The 16,030-nt window shown below is 44.5% G+C and carries 9 protein-coding genes and 1 pseudogene; 4 read left to right on the top strand and 6 right to left on the bottom strand.

Annotation, left to right across the window (positions count from 1 at the left end; translation table 11 throughout):
- Nucleotides 1-95: 95 nt before the first annotated feature.
- Together tal and tkt are read left to right on the top strand one after the other, a co-directional pair.
- Entirely contained in the window at nt 96-1,046 is a 951-nt protein-coding gene (tal, locus tag L1D60_RS03675; protein WP_032552749.1) for a transaldolase, read from the top strand.
- Nucleotides 1,047-1,126: 80 nt separating this feature from the next.
- Nucleotides 1,127-3,118, top strand: coding sequence for a transketolase (gene tkt / locus L1D60_RS03670; protein WP_239839792.1), 1,992 nt, complete (start codon nt 1,127-1,129; stop codon nt 3,116-3,118).
- Nucleotides 3,119-3,168: 50 nt separating this feature from the next.
- Here tkt and L1D60_RS03665 read toward each other — a convergent pair whose 3' ends face one another.
- A complete protein-coding gene (locus L1D60_RS03665; RefSeq protein ID WP_239840447.1) occupies nt 3,169-3,639 on the bottom strand; it encodes an Lrp/AsnC family transcriptional regulator in 471 nt (156 codons plus the stop codon).
- A gap of 151 nt (nt 3,640-3,790) precedes the next feature.
- Between L1D60_RS03665 and L1D60_RS03660 the strand changes: the two genes are divergently transcribed.
- Nucleotides 3,791-4,753 (top strand): hypothetical protein, encoded by a 963-nt coding sequence (locus L1D60_RS03660; protein WP_239839791.1) that lies wholly within the window; start codon nt 3,791-3,793, stop codon nt 4,751-4,753.
- A gap of 76 nt (nt 4,754-4,829) precedes the next feature.
- Here the strand turns inward: L1D60_RS03660 and L1D60_RS03655 are convergent, their stop codons facing one another.
- The 3 genes from L1D60_RS03655 to L1D60_RS03645 all read right to left on the bottom strand — a co-directional run bounded on the left by L1D60_RS03655 (nt 4,830) and on the right by L1D60_RS03645 (nt 8,959).
- On the bottom strand, nt 4,830-6,392 hold the full coding sequence (locus tag L1D60_RS03655; RefSeq protein ID WP_239839790.1) for a PAS domain-containing methyl-accepting chemotaxis protein: 1,563 nt from the start codon (nt 6,390-6,392) through the stop codon (nt 4,830-4,832).
- Nucleotides 6,393-6,597: 205 nt separating this feature from the next.
- Nucleotides 6,598-7,533 (bottom strand): LpxL/LpxP family Kdo(2)-lipid IV(A) lauroyl/palmitoleoyl acyltransferase, encoded by a 936-nt coding sequence (gene lpxL, locus L1D60_RS03650; RefSeq protein ID WP_239839789.1) that lies wholly within the window; start codon nt 7,531-7,533, stop codon nt 6,598-6,600.
- A 250-nt stretch (nt 7,534-7,783) separates the two neighbouring features.
- On the bottom strand, nt 7,784-8,959 hold the full coding sequence (locus L1D60_RS03645; protein WP_239839788.1) for an MFS transporter: 1,176 nt from the start codon (nt 8,957-8,959) through the stop codon (nt 7,784-7,786).
- Between the two features lie 160 nt (nt 8,960-9,119).
- On the opposite strand from L1D60_RS03645, the gene L1D60_RS03640 reads away from it, so the two are divergent.
- On the top strand, nt 9,120-10,028 hold the full coding sequence (locus L1D60_RS03640) for a LysR family transcriptional regulator (protein WP_239839787.1): 909 nt from the start codon (nt 9,120-9,122) through the stop codon (nt 10,026-10,028).
- Between the two features lie 43 nt (nt 10,029-10,071).
- Here the strand turns inward: L1D60_RS03640 and L1D60_RS03635 are convergent.
- Together L1D60_RS03635 and L1D60_RS03630 are read right to left on the bottom strand one after the other, a co-directional pair.
- Nucleotides 10,072-14,992, bottom strand: a pseudogene (locus L1D60_RS03635) (transporter substrate-binding domain-containing protein).
- On the bottom strand, nt 14,985-16,010 hold the full coding sequence (locus tag L1D60_RS03630) for a two-component system response regulator (RefSeq protein WP_239839786.1): 1,026 nt from the start codon (nt 16,008-16,010) through the stop codon (nt 14,985-14,987). Before L1D60_RS03630 ends, L1D60_RS03635 begins: the two are co-directional and overlap by 8 nt.
- Between the last annotated feature and the right edge of the window lie 20 nt (nt 16,011-16,030).

Raw genomic sequence — 16,030 nt, 5'->3', positions numbered from 1 at the left:
ACCAATGATTTGGTGATGAGAAGTTTATTAGCTAGCTTGCAAATGCCCACATCTCACTTCACTCGAGATGTTATGCGATAGATAGGACGATCAACATGAGCAACAAATTAGAGCAACTTCGTAAACTAACGACAGTAGTAGCAGACACTGGTGAAATTGATGCAATCAAAAAGTACCAGCCAGAAGACGCAACAACTAACCCTTCTCTGATTCTTAAAGCAGCTCAAATCGAAGAGTATGCGCCACTTATCGATGCTTCAATCGAATACGCTAAAGCACAAAGCGCTGATAAAGCACAACAAGTACAAGACACTTGTGACATGCTTGCAGTAAACATCGGTAAAGAAATCCTTAAAACGATCCCAGGCCGTATCTCTACTGAAGTAGATGCTCGTCTTTCTTACGACACTGAAGGCAGCGTAGCTAAAGCTCGTCAGCTTGTAAAAATGTACAACGACGCAGGCATCACTAACGATCGCATCCTAATCAAACTGGCTTCAACTTGGGAAGGCATCCGCGCTGCTGAAATCCTAGAGAAAGAAGGCATCAACTGTAACCTAACGCTTCTATTCTCTTTCGCTCAAGCTCGTGCATGTGCTGAAGCTGGCGTATTCCTTATCTCTCCATTCGTTGGTCGCATCATGGATTGGTACAAAGCGAAAGAAGGTCGTGACTTCGAAGCTTCAGAAGATCCAGGCGTAATCTCAGTAACTGACATCTACAACTACTACAAAGAGCACGGCTACAACACTGTCGTTATGGGCGCAAGCTTCCGTAACATCGGCGAGATCCTAGAACTTGCTGGTTGTGACCGTCTAACTATCGCTCCTGCTCTTCTAGCTGAACTAGAAGCAGCTGAAGGTGAAGTTGTAGAGAAGCTAGTTGACTCTAAAGGCTCTAAAGAGCGCCCTGCTCCAATGACTCACGCTGAGTTCCTATGGGAGCACAACCTAGACGCAATGGCAGTTGAGAAAGTTGCAGAAGGTATCCGCAACTTCGCAGTTGACCAAGGCAAACTAGAAGACATGATCGCAGCTAAACTGTAATCACACAGAATTAAAAAAGGGGAACGTTTGCGTTCCCCTTTCAATTTCCAATTGCAATATTTTAAACACTGGTAGTTATTATGGATCGTAAACATCTAGCTAATGCTATTCGTGCTCTAAGCATGGACGGCGTACAACAAGCAAACTCTGGCCACCCAGGCGCACCTATGGGTATGGCTGACATCGCTGAAGTTCTTTGGCGTGATCACCTAAACCACAACCCGTCAAACCCAGAGTGGGCTGACCGCGACCGTTTTGTTCTTTCAAACGGCCACGGCTCAATGCTGATTTACTCTCTGCTTCACCTAGCAGGCTACGAGCTATCAATCGAAGATCTTAAAAACTTCCGTCAACTGCACTCTAAGACTCCAGGTCACCCAGAGTACGGTTACGCACCGGGCATCGAAACAACAACGGGTCCACTAGGCCAAGGTATCACGAACGCTGTTGGTATGGCGCTGGCTGAGAAAACTCTAGCAGCACAATTCAACAAAGAAGGCCACGACATCGTTGACCACTTCACTTATGCATTCATGGGTGACGGCTGTCTGATGGAAGGTATCTCTCACGAAGCATGTTCATTAGCGGGTACGCTAGGTCTTGGTAAGCTTATCGCTTTCTGGGATGACAACGGCATCTCTATCGATGGTGAAGTTGAAGGTTGGTTCTCTGACGATACGCCTAAGCGTTTTGAAGCATACGGCTGGCACGTAATCCCAGCAGTAGACGGTCACGATGCAGAAGCTATCAACGCAGCTATCGTTGCAGCGAAAGCAGATCCACGTCCTACGCTAATCTGTACTAAGACTATCATCGGTTTTGGTTCTCCAAACAAATCTGGTTCACACGATTGTCACGGTGCACCACTAGGCGCTGAAGAAATTGCAGCTACACGTAAAGAACTTGGTTGGGAGCACGGTCCTTTTGAAATTCCGTCGGAAGTCTACTCAGAGTGGGATGCGAAAGAAGCAGGCGCAGCTAAGGAAGCAGCGTGGAACGAGAAACTTGCAGCTTATGAAGCAGCACACCCTGAGCTGGCAGCTGAATTCAAACGCCGCGTAAACGGTGAACTTCCAGCACAGTGGGAAGAGAAAGCAAACCAAATCATTGCTGACCTTCAAGCTAACCCAGCAAACATTGCATCACGTAAAGCGTCTCAAAACGCACTAGAAGCGTTCGGTGCTATGCTACCTGAATTCCTAGGCGGTTCTGCTGACCTTGCACCTTCTAACCTAACTATGTGGTCTGGTTCGAAGTCTGTTTCTGCTGAAGATCCAGCGGGTAACTACATCCACTACGGTGTACGTGAATTCGGTATGACGGCGATCATGAACGGTATCGCTCTACACGGTGGTTTCGTACCATACGGCGCTACTTTCCTAATGTTCATGGAATACGCTCGTAACGCAATGCGCATGGCTGCTCTGATGAAAGTTCAGAACATCCAAGTTTACACGCACGACTCTATCGGTCTTGGCGAAGATGGTCCAACTCACCAACCAGTTGAGCAAATTGCTTCTCTACGTCTGACTCCAAACATGAGCACATGGCGCCCATGTGACCAAGTTGAGTCTGCAGTAGCTTGGAAACTGGCTATCGAACGTAAAGACGGTCCAACGTCTCTAATCTTCTCTCGTCAAAACCTTGCACAGCAAGAGCGTAGCGAAGAGCAAGTAGCGAACATCGCGAAGGGTGGTTACATCCTGAAAGATTGTGAAGGCAAGCCAGAGCTAATCCTTATCGCTACAGGTTCTGAAGTTGAGCTAGCAGTTAACGCTGCGGCTGAGCTAACAGCTGAAGGCAAGAAAGTACGCGTTGTTTCAATGCCTGCTACAGACGCATTCGACAAGCAAGACGCTGAGTACCGTGAATCTGTACTTCCATCTGACGTAACAGCTCGTATCGCTGTAGAAGCTGGCATCGCTGACTTCTGGTACAAGTACGTTGGTTTCGGTGGCAAGATCATCGGTATGACAACATTCGGTGAATCTGCACCTGCAGGTGAGCTATTCAAGATGTTCGGTTTCACTACTGAAAACGTAGTAAACACAGCGAAAGAGCTTCTAGCTTAATCTCTGCATCTCGATATCAAAATGCCCCGCTATAATTAGCGGGGCATTTTTTATTGTATCTCTTCTACATTCACTTCTGTGCTGAACTTTACGGTTTTCGTCGACACTGAGGTGTGAAATTTTCTGATGTTTTTATCTTGATGAAGCACCCGTTCAATAAAGCGTTCATAGGCTTGAATATCTGGCACAGATAGGACAATCAGAAAATCGTAGCCACCCGTTATTTGGTAGCACTGAGTCACCTCTGGTGCTTGCTCAACAGAGTTTCGAAATACACTGTAGATATCACCTCTATCACGTTCCATCTCCACAGAGACAATCAAGGTCATCTTGTTGCCTGCCAACGCAGGGTTAATCAGAGAGACATCCCCAACTATCACCTTTTCTTTACGAAGGCGTTTGACCCGCTTGAGACAAGCTGGAGCGGAAAGGCCGACCTCCTCTGCCAAATCGACATTGGCGATACGGTTATTCTTTTGCAAAATAGCCAAGATACTTCGATCAATTCGGTCTAATTCCATATATTTCACAAAACCTCATAATTATGAAATTTTTGTTAGCATTTAAATAAAACAAGAAATCTGGATACGTAGAACCACTCATTTCATTAAACATATTTCCCGTGAATACCTTAGCATTCTCTCTATCAGTTGTAATGAAAAGGATATAACAATGAGAAAATTCCACAATTTCTTCTCAGAGCTATGGCGCGAAATTTTTGATGTGACCTGGACGCTGTATAAATTGATGATCCCCATCATTATCATCATCAAAATCGTTGAAGAGATGGGTGGCATTACTGTATTGAGCGAATGGCTAAGCCCTTTAATGAGCTTTGTTGGTCTGCCAAGTGAGATGGGGCTTGTATGGGCTACGACACTTCTTACCAACATTTATGCCGGGTTATTGGTGTTTATGAACACCAACGCCGAGCTCAGCGTCGCACAAGTATCGGTATTAGGTTCATTAATGTTGATTGCACATTCATTGCCCATTGAAGCGGCTGTGGCCAAACGCGCCGGAGTGAGCGTTTTCGCGACAATGGTACTCAGACTTGGTGGAGGTTTGCTGTTTGCGTGGATCCTACACCAGACTTACACATGGGGCGGGATTCTTGAGCAATCAGCGCAAGTCATATGGGCTCCCGACCTTACCAATGAGCAAAGCCACCTTGAATGGGCTTGGAGCCAAATAGAAAGCCTATTTATGATTTTTGTCGTCATTTCTATACTTCTATTTACACTCAAAGTGCTCAAGATATTGGGCATTGAAAAACTGATTGCGATTGCGTTGCGACCTGTTCTTCGAATCCTTGGTATCAGCCCTGAAGCAACCAACATGACCATCGTTGGTATGACACTAGGGATCTCTTTCGGCGGAGGTTTATTGATTAATGAGGCCAACAAAGGACATATCCCAGCACGAGATATCTTTACTGCTATCATGTTATTGAACTTAGTCCACAGTATGATTGAAGACACCATTCTCATCATGTTGATAGGTGCCGATTTCATCTCGATCTTCTGGGGGAGATTACTGTTTGGCTTAGTTATAGTTGCGTTGATCTCTCACGTACTCAAACGTATCAGCGACCGCACCTGTGAGAAATACCTCTACAAAAGCCTGAATGGATAATTCAAACACTAAAGTACCAAAGAAAAGCCCCGCGAGTGCGGGGCTTTGTGATCTTACAGCTCAATCTTGGTGATGGTTACTTTTCTTCAAAACGCTGTGCAAGCAAGTAGAACTCCCCTACTTGGTTCTTAAGTTCGTTCGAATGCTCTTTAACGGAATGCGTCGCAGCTAGATTTTGTTCCGCTGTAGACGCAATCGACTGAATGTGAAGGTTTACGTCACTGGTAAGCTGACGCTGCTGATTGGCTGCATTTTCGACAGACTGCATCAATTGGTTCATCTGCTCCATTAACGCTTCAACTTCAGATAATCGCTCCGAACTTAACTGTGCTGATTCACCACACTTCGCGGTTTGTGCTTGATTATCCAAGATATCGCGCTGCCAGCCTTCAATAGTGTGAAGCATAGTTTCAATGCTTTCTTTAATCTGAACGGTCGCTTTTGAAGTGCGGCCAGACAAAGCACGCACTTCATCTGCTACGACAGCAAAGCCACGACCTTGCTCGCCTGCTCGTGCAGCTTCAATCGCTGCGTTCAGTGCCAGCAAGTTGGTTTGCTCTGCGATACCGCCAATCTCTTCCATCATTTTGCTAACGTTTTGGGCTTGGTCGCTTAGCTGATAAGTCGTTTGAGTCGCCTTTTCTGCTTGTACATTCAAGCTATCCAGGTTGCTGTGTGTTTGTTCGATGCTATCTTTAGCACTCGCACATGTCTTGAAGGTGATTTCTACGATTTGGTGCGCTTCTTGAGTCGTCGATGATACTTCGTCTGCAGTCACTTCGACTTCACAGGTCGCTTCACGTACTTCAAGAATATCTTTTGTCTGTTGATCAAGCGCTTCAGTTACTTGATAAGACGTTGCGCTTAAGTTATCGGCTAAATCCTGAATCGGTTTGGCTGAGTCTGTCATACGACCCAATACAGTGCGAATACGGGCTGACGCAAGTTTCAAGTGGAAATCTGCTACCGAAAACTGGCTATTACCTGAATACACCAGGCGACTAACACTATCAAACTTAGATTGAAGCTTTTTCAGCTCGCGAGGCGTGTCGATCAGCTCTTGTCTAAACAGTAATGCGAGCGCAGAAACAGGGAGTAAGCTGCACAGCCATTGCGATGCCTGCCCAAGATCCATCATGTTCGATAGAACTGGAGCTGAAAGTGAGCCTAAAAGAATGGCATAACGGACACTGTCACTGATTTGCAACGACCATTGACGTCCATTTTTCTCAGCCTTCAATAGGCCTTGATACGCTTTGTCCGCCACTTGCACCCACTGTGCTTTAGGCTTTACACGTACCGACTGGTAGCCGCTGATAACGCCATCGTTATAAATTGGGGTTACATACGCATCCACCCAGTAATAGCCACCCGATTTGGTTTTGTTCTTAACAATACCGCGCCAGGCCTTACCCTGTTTAAGGTTGACCCACATATCAGCAAAAGCTGCTTTAGGCATTTCATCGTGACGAACAATATTATGGTTCTGACCCAATAGTTCATCTTGTTCATATTCTGCAATTCGACAAAACGCCTCATTGCTGTAGGTAATTACGCCTTTTAGATCGGTCGTCGATACAAGTTGATCCGTATCGTTTAAAAGTGTTTCACGTCGTTGAGAAGATAGGCTGGCAGTCATTATTCGTTGCTTTATGGTATTTATAATTTTAGCAGGCGAATATATACAATAATTGAAATTATGACAAAATATGAACCTCACATTTTGCGCAAATGACGGTACTTTGTTCGTTTGTTATCGTAATAGGTCACAAATACAACAAAGCCTCGGATTGACACCCAAGGCTTAAAGAAAATTATGAATAGAACGGTGCTATTCGAACAGACTAGGCATAACGGCAGGGACCGATATGATCTTCCGGCAGAGTCTTATACCTTCTGTGTAACCACATCCAAGCACTGATGTCTTTTAAAATTAGACGTTCAATTTCTTGGTTCATGACTTGTGCTGCAACTTCTGGCTGCTTACGTGGGAATTTATCGCTGAAGTCCTCGCTGATCTGCAACTCATAAACTCCACCTTTTCTCACACTTACTCCTGACATAACGGCACACTTGGTTGCATCAATTAAGAAGCCAGTCCCCGCTGTTGTTGAAGCCTTGTCGACGCCAAAGAACGGGACAAAAACAGAGGCATTTGCTCCGTAATCATGGTCCGGTAAGTACCACAGTCGATTGCCTGATTTAAGCACCTTGAGCATGCCTTTTAGATCGGAGCGATCGATCATTTTATGCCCTTTACGTGTTCTTCCATGATGTTGAATAAACTCATAAGCCGCATTACTGTGCGGTCGATATACACCGTAACCAGGGGCAAACAAACTGAAGATTCGCGCTGTCATCTCTAGGTTAAGAAAATGACCGCATGCCACCAGCACACCACGTCCATTCTCTTCTTGTTCTAGAATAAGATCTTTTCCCGCAACGCACATATGGCGCTTCACTCGCCAATCTGGCCAGAACCAAGCCATGCCTGTTTCAATTAAAGCCATACCAGCGTAATCAAAGTTTCGTCGAACTAACTTCTCAATCTCTTGTTCAGACAATTCTGGAAATGCTAACTCAAAGTTGCGTCGAGCCACCTTTGCACGCTTACTAATGATCAACTTTGCCAGTTGACCAACACCCTCTCCAATAAAAACCAATACACGATAAGGGAGAAGATTTACTAGCAGAGCTAAGAACCCAAACCCAAACCAAACACACCAGTATTTTGGTAACAACAAAGACAACGTTAACTTTGGACGTTCTACAACTTTCATTACGCCTCCTAGAATAAAAGCGGCGCAATTATACATATGATTCATGAAAAAAAAGTAAATATCGAATAAAGCTATGCAAAAAATCTGTCGATCATGGGATTAAAATCGACAAACCCAATAAAAGATGTAGAAAATTTGAACTTTTTAATTATTTATCAAACATTTAACAATATGAGATTCAGAATAAAATGCTCGTCCTAAACCGTTCGAGCACTCCAATTAAGATGAGATTATAAGAGATGACCAGCAGCTACTGAGTTACTGATGGACGGCTCGCTTTCTTCGCACTAAATGCGAACACCATGATCACCAACAGAACAAACGGCAATACGTAGATGTTGAGCATTTTCCAGCCGACCGTCGACTCAAGCCAACCAGAAAGCAGTGCCGTAATACTCACACAACTAAATACAACAAACTCATTCAAGGCTTGCGCCTTAGACTTATTCTTAGCTTGGTAAGATTGGCTAAATAACCCTGTGGCCGCGATAAACATAAAGTTCCAACCTATCCCAAGTAAAACCAACGCCGCTCTAAAGTGCCAGATCGACTCGCCATGAATGTTGATGGCAATGCACAACAAGAACAGTACCGCCCCAGCCAAAATCATGCGCTTAGCGCCAAACCTCTCAATGAGTCCACCAGTAAAGAAAGCAGGTACGAACATGCCCAATACATGCCACTCAATGACGCCCGCTGCTTTGGTAAAATCAAAACCACACCCGATCATCGCCAAGGGTGTCGCTGTCATTAAAATATTCATCACCGCATAGGCGACCATAGCGGCAAACACAGCACCAATAAAATTAGGCGCTTTGATCATTGTACGCACTGAATCAGTTTTAACATGTTGGTTTGCTAGGCTGAACTTAGGGAATTGAACCGTCTGTAGAATAACCAGTGCGAGCACGTTAAGCCCAATGAGAGATGCAAAAGCACCGATATAAAGGCCATCTTGTGACCACTGTTGTGACATCACAGCTAAATTTGGCCCCAACACCGCCGCCAAGACCCCACCGGCCATTGAAATAGAGATCGCTCTATGGCGCGCTTCTTCACTGCACACTTCAATCGCAGCAAATCGATACAAAGTTCCGAAGCCGATACCAATACCGAGTAAAAAAGTCGCAAAGCAGAACAGGTAAAAGTGTTGAGTAGAGAGCGCAAAGGTTGCCAGACTTGCTCCAGAAATACCGACTAGGTTACCGATGCTAAAGCCGCGTTTGCGCCCTAATTTTCCAGAGATAAGAGAGGCAGGAATAGTCGCCGCCATTAAGCCCAGAAACTGCAATGCAACAGGCAAGGTGATCATACTCTGACTCGGAGCGATCTGTTTTCCAATTAAACCGATCACCGAGATAAGTAGAATATTGCCAGTCATCAATAGAGCCTGACAGAGAGAGAGTATCCAAACGTTCCTGTTCATTTTGCCACCTTTTATGCACTAGGTGGCAACTACAACAAAATGACAACAAAGTTGCAACCCTTTAATGGCCGACATTCATGACGATATATTTATCCAACATGACTACTTTGAGTTATGCTAATTAAAGCTTGTGATAATAATCTGTTATATAAGGTTCGTTATGATTAATCCGCTTTGGCTCAACACTTTTAAAACACTTGTGGAAGTCGGCCACTTCACTCAAACGGCAGAGAAACTCTACATGACTCAGCCAGGAGTGAGCCAGCACATAAAGAAACTGGAGCAAGCCTGTAACTGCTCCCTACTTTCTCGTGAAAACAAAACCTTTGAGCTAACCGAGCAAGGTCGAATTATCTATCGCTACGCACTTAAGCTGAATAAAGAGCAAGAAGAGCTGTTTGAATCTCTGCGATTTGACAACCCATTCGCTGGTCAATGTAACCTCTCATGCTCTGGTACACTTGCTCTGCAGCTCTATCCGGATTTTCTTGAACTGCAATCCCAACACCCAGAGCTCAGCATTCATGTCGAGGCTTCACCCAATCAGCGTATCTTTAATGATGTGTTACAGGGAACCATTGATGTCGGCATCGTAACGCAACTTCCCAATGACAGAGTCTACCAAACGGAAATGATTGGTAAGGAAGCCTTGTGCCTTATCACTCATAAAAGCCTAGAGAATGTCGAGATCACCCCAGAGAAACTCCACCAGCTTGGTCTGATTGCTCACCCAGACTCTACGCACTACCTTTCTCTGTATTTCGACTCATGCGGAGATGAGGCACTGAAAAAGCTAAATATTAACGAGTTACCGAAAACTGGATACATCAATCAACTTCATCAAATTCTGCTGCCTGTATCCAAAGGGCTTGGTTTTACTGTGCTCCCCGAGGGAGCAGTAGATAACTTCCCAAATAAAGAGAAATTGCACGTAGTGCCACCCAAAGTAAAAGTCGAAGAGGCGCTTTATTTGGTTCAAAAGAGAAACCGAACACTGCCACGCCGATACGATACTGTGATCGACTTGATTAAACAGACCTTTGCCAGCAGCATAGAACAACCATCATAGCTCAATCTCCATTGCCCATAGCCCTGCACTGCCCTAAACCGGGCTATGTTTTAATGTGATTTGCACGTTCCAATGCCGTATCAAAGTCATATTGCTCAAGAGCTTGTTGAACTTCTTTTAACCCAGACTCCGTGGTGCTCGACAATAACTCATTTGTTAAGTCGAGTGCTTCACTATCGTAATTAGAGATCAATTCAATCAGCTTCTGTTTTTGTTCTAAAGTCATCGCTATTGATTCATGACTTAAACCGTCATCAAGCAAATTGTTGCTTGGTTGGCGCTCTTGTTTGAGATAAGGGCGAAGGGCTTCAATTAACTCGGCGATTCTCGCTGCCGCAGTCTCTAAATCAGCCCCAGTTAAGCTCCGCTCTCTCGCTCTACGTTCAAAGTCAGCCAAAGCGCTCTGAGCCTTAACTCCGCCTATCGCGCCACACATGCTTTTCAGTGAGTGCAATTCTCGTTCTAGAGCCTCCCAATCTCCATCATTGAGATAAGCTTGAGCATGTTTCAGCATGGGTTGAGCCTGAGCGTTAAAGCGAGCGAGTAGCTTCTGCTTTAACAACTCATCACCTTGGGTAGAACGGTCGATCACAGTCAATGACAATATCTCCCCCTCTGTTCCCAAACTAGGGATAGAGTTTTGGCTTGTGATTAACGGCTCACTCTCTTGACTAGTATCGTTAACAATACTTGCCCCAAGATAATCAGCGATCTTCGCCACGGCTTTGTCGATCATAATAGGTTTATCAAGGAAATCATCGATACCCGCTTCTATCGCCCGCTGCTTAGCCTCTGAGAATGCATTTGCAGACATAGCAATGATTGGGATATCCCCCTTAATTTGTTTAATGTGACGCGTTGCGGCATAACCATCCATGATAGGCATTTGTAAGTCCATCAAGATAAGTTTGTAGTCATTGTTTCTAACGCAGTCTACCGCTTGTTGGCCGTTTTCTGCCAAGTCGACTGTTAAGTTCATTCTCTTTAGGAACGCCAGCGCTAGGTCTTGATTCAATTCATTATCTTCTGCCAAAAGCACGCGTTCACCGTTAAAGAACACGGTTTGCGTTTTGGCCGCTTCTTTGGTTCTGAATTTGGCCACTTCCGCTTGTGAGGCTTTAGGCAGTTCGAGAGTGAAATAGAAACAACTCCCCTTCCCTAACTCACTATCGATATGTATCTCACTGCCCATTGCTTGAATCAGTTTTTGGCTGATATTGAGCCCAAGTCCAGTACCACCAAAACGTCTGGTCGTGGTGCTATCAGCTTGTTTGAATGCTTCAAAGAGATGTTTCTTATGCTCATTTGATATGCCGATACCAGTATCGACAACGGAGACACTCAGGGTTGTCGTATCCAAAGACTCGCTTATGACACGACATTGAATAGTGACGTGACCCTGCTCAGTAAACTTAATCGCATTACCTACGAGGTTCAGTATTACTTGGAATAGTCTCAAGGGGTCGCCAATCAGCGCTAGGTCATTGGGAATATCAAAATCGGTATGCAGTGCCAGTTGCTTTTCGCTCGCTTTCGATTCCATTAGCTCTACAACTTCATTCAAAGGCTGAATAGCGCTAAACGGTATGCTATCAATGCCAAGCTCACCGGCCTCTATCTTAGAGAAGTCCAGAATGTCATTAATGATAGTGAGTAGCGACTGACCAGATCGGTGGACTTTCTCAACATAGTTTTTTGCCACGGGGTTAATGATTTCGCCAATGGCCAAATAAGACAAACCAATAATAGCGTTCATTGGTGTTCTGATTTCGTGGCTCATATTCGCTAGAAATTCAGATTTAGCTTGGCTTGCAAGATCCGCTCTCTCTTTCTCTTCTTCCAATTGTTCGTTAAGACGTTTCATTTCCGAAATATCAAAAGCCCAAAACAGCGTGGCAATTTCACCGTCTAACTCAAACAGGTAGTAACTAACTAGAGCAACGAATCGTGTTCCATCAGACTTTTTCAACACCAACTCTTTGTTCTCAACCTTACCATTCACGCTTAGTTCGTTGTGGATCTCGTCGCGCACCTCCAATGAATCATGAATAGATGAAACGTCTATTGAGGAGAGTTCGACATTCTCCACCCCAAATAAGTGTTTTGCTGTATCGTTGGCGTAACGAACTTGTTCTTCAAATACAACAGCGGCTGCAATGGGAGAACTATTCAACATGTTATAAAGCTCTGCCTGTGCCTTCTTGAGTGCGTTGGTCGCATCATTCGCAATCCGAATCTGTTTTGCGAGCTTGCGATTCCAAAAGACAATAAGAAAAACAATCACCAGAGAAAAAGCTGAGATGGTATAGACGAGTTGATAGTCGACTCTTTCTATCGCTTTCGGAGCGGCCCATTTCGTTGATATCTTTTGGTGCTCATCTGCGGAGATGCTTTCGATCGCCTTATTGATGATTGAATAAAGCTGAGGTTCACTTTTAATCACATGCAGAGTTGGTGAGAGATAAAAATCGAGTCGACCAATAATTCCGACCTCTCGGTGACCGAATGAGTCAATAAGATAATTTAGGACATCAACGGTATCGATCATCCCATCTAACGTTTGGTCATCGAGCTGATTAAGGCCATTGGCCGTTGACTCAACCAACACCCATTCGACGTTAGGGTATTTCTCCATTATCGCACTGGTATTGGCCGCATTTTTTAGAATACCAATCTTCCAGCCTGACGCTTCTTCTAAAACTAAGCTACTGACATCCCGTCTTGAAGCGATGGCTAATCGGCTCGAAAATAGGCGGTGTGCGGCTCTAACATTTTCACCTAAAGAAACATTTTCTTTAGCTGCAGAAACCAACTCTACTTGCTGACGGTCGACTAAGCTTCTGGTTTCTGACCAATTCGCTACATCAACATGCTCAATGTTTAGACCTGTTTTTTGTTCGATGAGTTTTAAGTAGTCATCAATCATCCCAATATATTCACCGGCGCTCGATACGGCCTCATAAGGAAGTGAATTAGGATCAATTCCGATCCGCACATTCGGGTTGTCTTTGATCCACTGTCTTTCTTCTTGGCTTAAATCGAGTATTTCCCCAATCAAGTTGTTCGCTTGATACACATCGGCAATATAACGTTTTGCCGCATCACCGAATTGGTCGAACTGTTCTATGGTAGGAAAGTAAACGTGCTTACGTACTGGCGACTGAGTATCAAAATAGAAAGTCATCGAGCCTGAATTAATCGCTCCGCCTTTAGTCCGGTAATTTGCCGTTTTGGTGACAGATGCAAAGTGAGACGTATTTTTCCTCTCCCCGTGGTCATCGACTAAGTTACCGAGATACCAAGATTTAATCGGTCGATTATTATTATCAGCTTGCGCCGTAATCACTTGAAATGAGCTATCGGTATCGAAAACTTCAAAACAACTCAAACAGTTCGTCAAAGCGGTCATTGACAATAAAGTAAGCGGACGCTTGAGCAATAATACTCGCCTTTTTTAGTATCTGACTCAGGTCATTTTGTACATGGGTTTCGATAATCTGGCGCAAACCATCATCGGTCTGCTTTAGATTTGAGAGCGCTGCATTAAAACTATCTCTCAGTTCTTGAGTCTTAAAATCCACATATATTGGGTATGTCACCTTATAATTGTCATGCAGCTTTAACTCCGCCATCTCAATAAAGCGAGTGTTAGTGATGAACCATTTTAGAACCCGTTTTTCGACCATTAAGAGGTCGACATTTTGCGCCCTCAACTGGGCAAATGCCGATTCAAGGCTTTCGTAATCTTCAATTCGGTCAATATTCAATTTGCTCGTTAGAACTTCAACCGAGTTTTTTATTGGAGAAGTCTCATCAAATAGAAGAGCTCCCAGTGAAAGATCACTTTTCGATTGCAGATTCAATTGACGTCGAGCCAATGAAACAGGCACAAACTCAACATCTAGAACACTGTCACTCAAGAAGTGAGCGTCTGGGTCGTCAACTTGCACACCCGACACAAAAGAGATTGAGTTATTGCTTTCTATCGCTTTGCGAGCTGCACTGGGTGGCAGCGTGACAACATCACCCAACTTGTACCCCATGTCATTAAAAGCACGCTGCATTATGTCATGCTCCAACCCTACGGCTGTACTACCGGGATACATATAAGGTGGGTTACCAAAACCAAAGACTCCCTTTAAAGGCGGTCGATACGGCGAACTGTCTAACCACTTCGATAAGATTTGGTTCTTTTTACTAATGGAGAATGTTTGAATCTGCTTGTTTAACAGTGTGAGAACTTCAGACTCTCCCGATCTCACCACCATTGAGGCTTCTAGTTTTTTCCAATGCTCCAATACATAGTTAATCGCGAGATCATGAACACCCACTTCGTTTGCTAACCCCATCGTAGTAATGGGTTCCCCAACAATGCCATCGACACTGCCGGCACCTAACGCACGTACCGCATCAATCACATTGTCGAAGTCCACACGTTCAATAGAACTTAGTTGTACGCCCGCTCTTTGTAGGTCGATATTTTCATTAACCATAGCTATGCGGCGTTTCGTGTTTTGATCCAAGTTGCCATATATTCTGTTATCAATAGGGACAATTACGGCAACCTGATAGGGAATGTACGGTTCACTCGCTAAAAACCGTCCACCGTCACTGGGGTCAAACTGTTGAAAGGGAAATACGTCGCCTCGACCATCAAGTAACGCAGCTTTTGCGTCACTGCGAGAATTAACGCTAATAAACCGCGCATGAATACCAAACCTCTCTTCAAGGTCGAGAGTCCAATCTCTGATAATGCCAGAGACCTTTCCATCATCGTCAATAAAGGAGTATGGGTAATGGTTGGTAAGAGCTATAAACGTTATCGTGGGTTTATTGTCTAACCAACGATTTAGTTGCTCATCACTAATCTCAGACGCACTGACATTCACCACAAACAGTAGCTGAATCAACAGACACACTGAAACAACCGTAGCTTTTAACTTCAGCATGAAGCGTTCACTCATCTTTAAATTTGTCTTTGACCGCTAAGATCTGAGGCAGGTTTTCAAATAACAATTCGACAATCCTAGGATCGAAATGCTTGCCCTTTTGCTCTTCGAACAAACTCAGAGCTTCATCGACGCTCCACGCTTTTTTATAGGGTCTCTCGGCAGTTAGGGCATCGAACACGTCAGCTACCGCAGCGATTCTTCCGACCAATGGTATATCTTCACCTGCAATACGATTTGGATAACCACTTCCGTCCCACTTTTCATGGTGATACTGCGCCACTTGAATTGCCATTTTCATTAGCTTGGAGTCGCTCTGTGTGCCAAGAATTTCGACACCATATTCAACGTGTTTTTGCATGATGGTCCACTCTTCAGCATCGAGTTTACCGGGCTTAAGTAACACGCTATCTGGAATGCCTATCTTGCCAATATCATGCATGGGTGCTGCGTCGCGTAACGTCTCTGCGTCTTCATCTGTCATACCGGAGGCTTTAGCCAATATTTCACAATAATGGCTCATGCGCATGACATGCATGCCCGTTTCATTATCTTTAAACTCAGCGGCCCGACCCAAAATACTGAGAGTCTCTAACTTACCAAGATTGATCTCTCGAGTTTTCTCTTTAACTTGGCTAGACAGTGCGCGCTGTTGGTCGTACAAAGCGATATGCGTTTTCACTCTTTGCAGGGCAATTTCAGGGGTAATAGGTTTGGCTAGGTAATCAACGGCACCTAAAGAGAGCCCTTTGACTTCATCTTCCGGTTCAATTTTCGCAGTAACAAATATGATAGGGATATGAGCTGTGTTGGGTTGAGCTTTGAGCTGACGACAAACCTCAAAACCATCGATCTCTGGCATCATGATGTCGAGCAAAATCAGATCGGGCTGGGGAACAGTCTTAGCGATTTTCATACCAATATGGCCGTTGATCGCGACTTTCACTTGATAGGTATCTTTGAGTATTCCGGTGAGCACATCTAAATTGCTGGGCGTGTCGTCTATCACTAAAACGGTCGGTTTACTACTCATTATTACCCCAATATAAATCA

The organism is Vibrio sp. Isolate30, assembly GCF_022397975.1.
Classification (GTDB): domain Bacteria; phylum Pseudomonadota; class Gammaproteobacteria; order Enterobacterales; family Vibrionaceae; genus Vibrio; species Vibrio fortis.
This window is presented reverse-complemented; position numbering and strand designations above follow the sequence as displayed.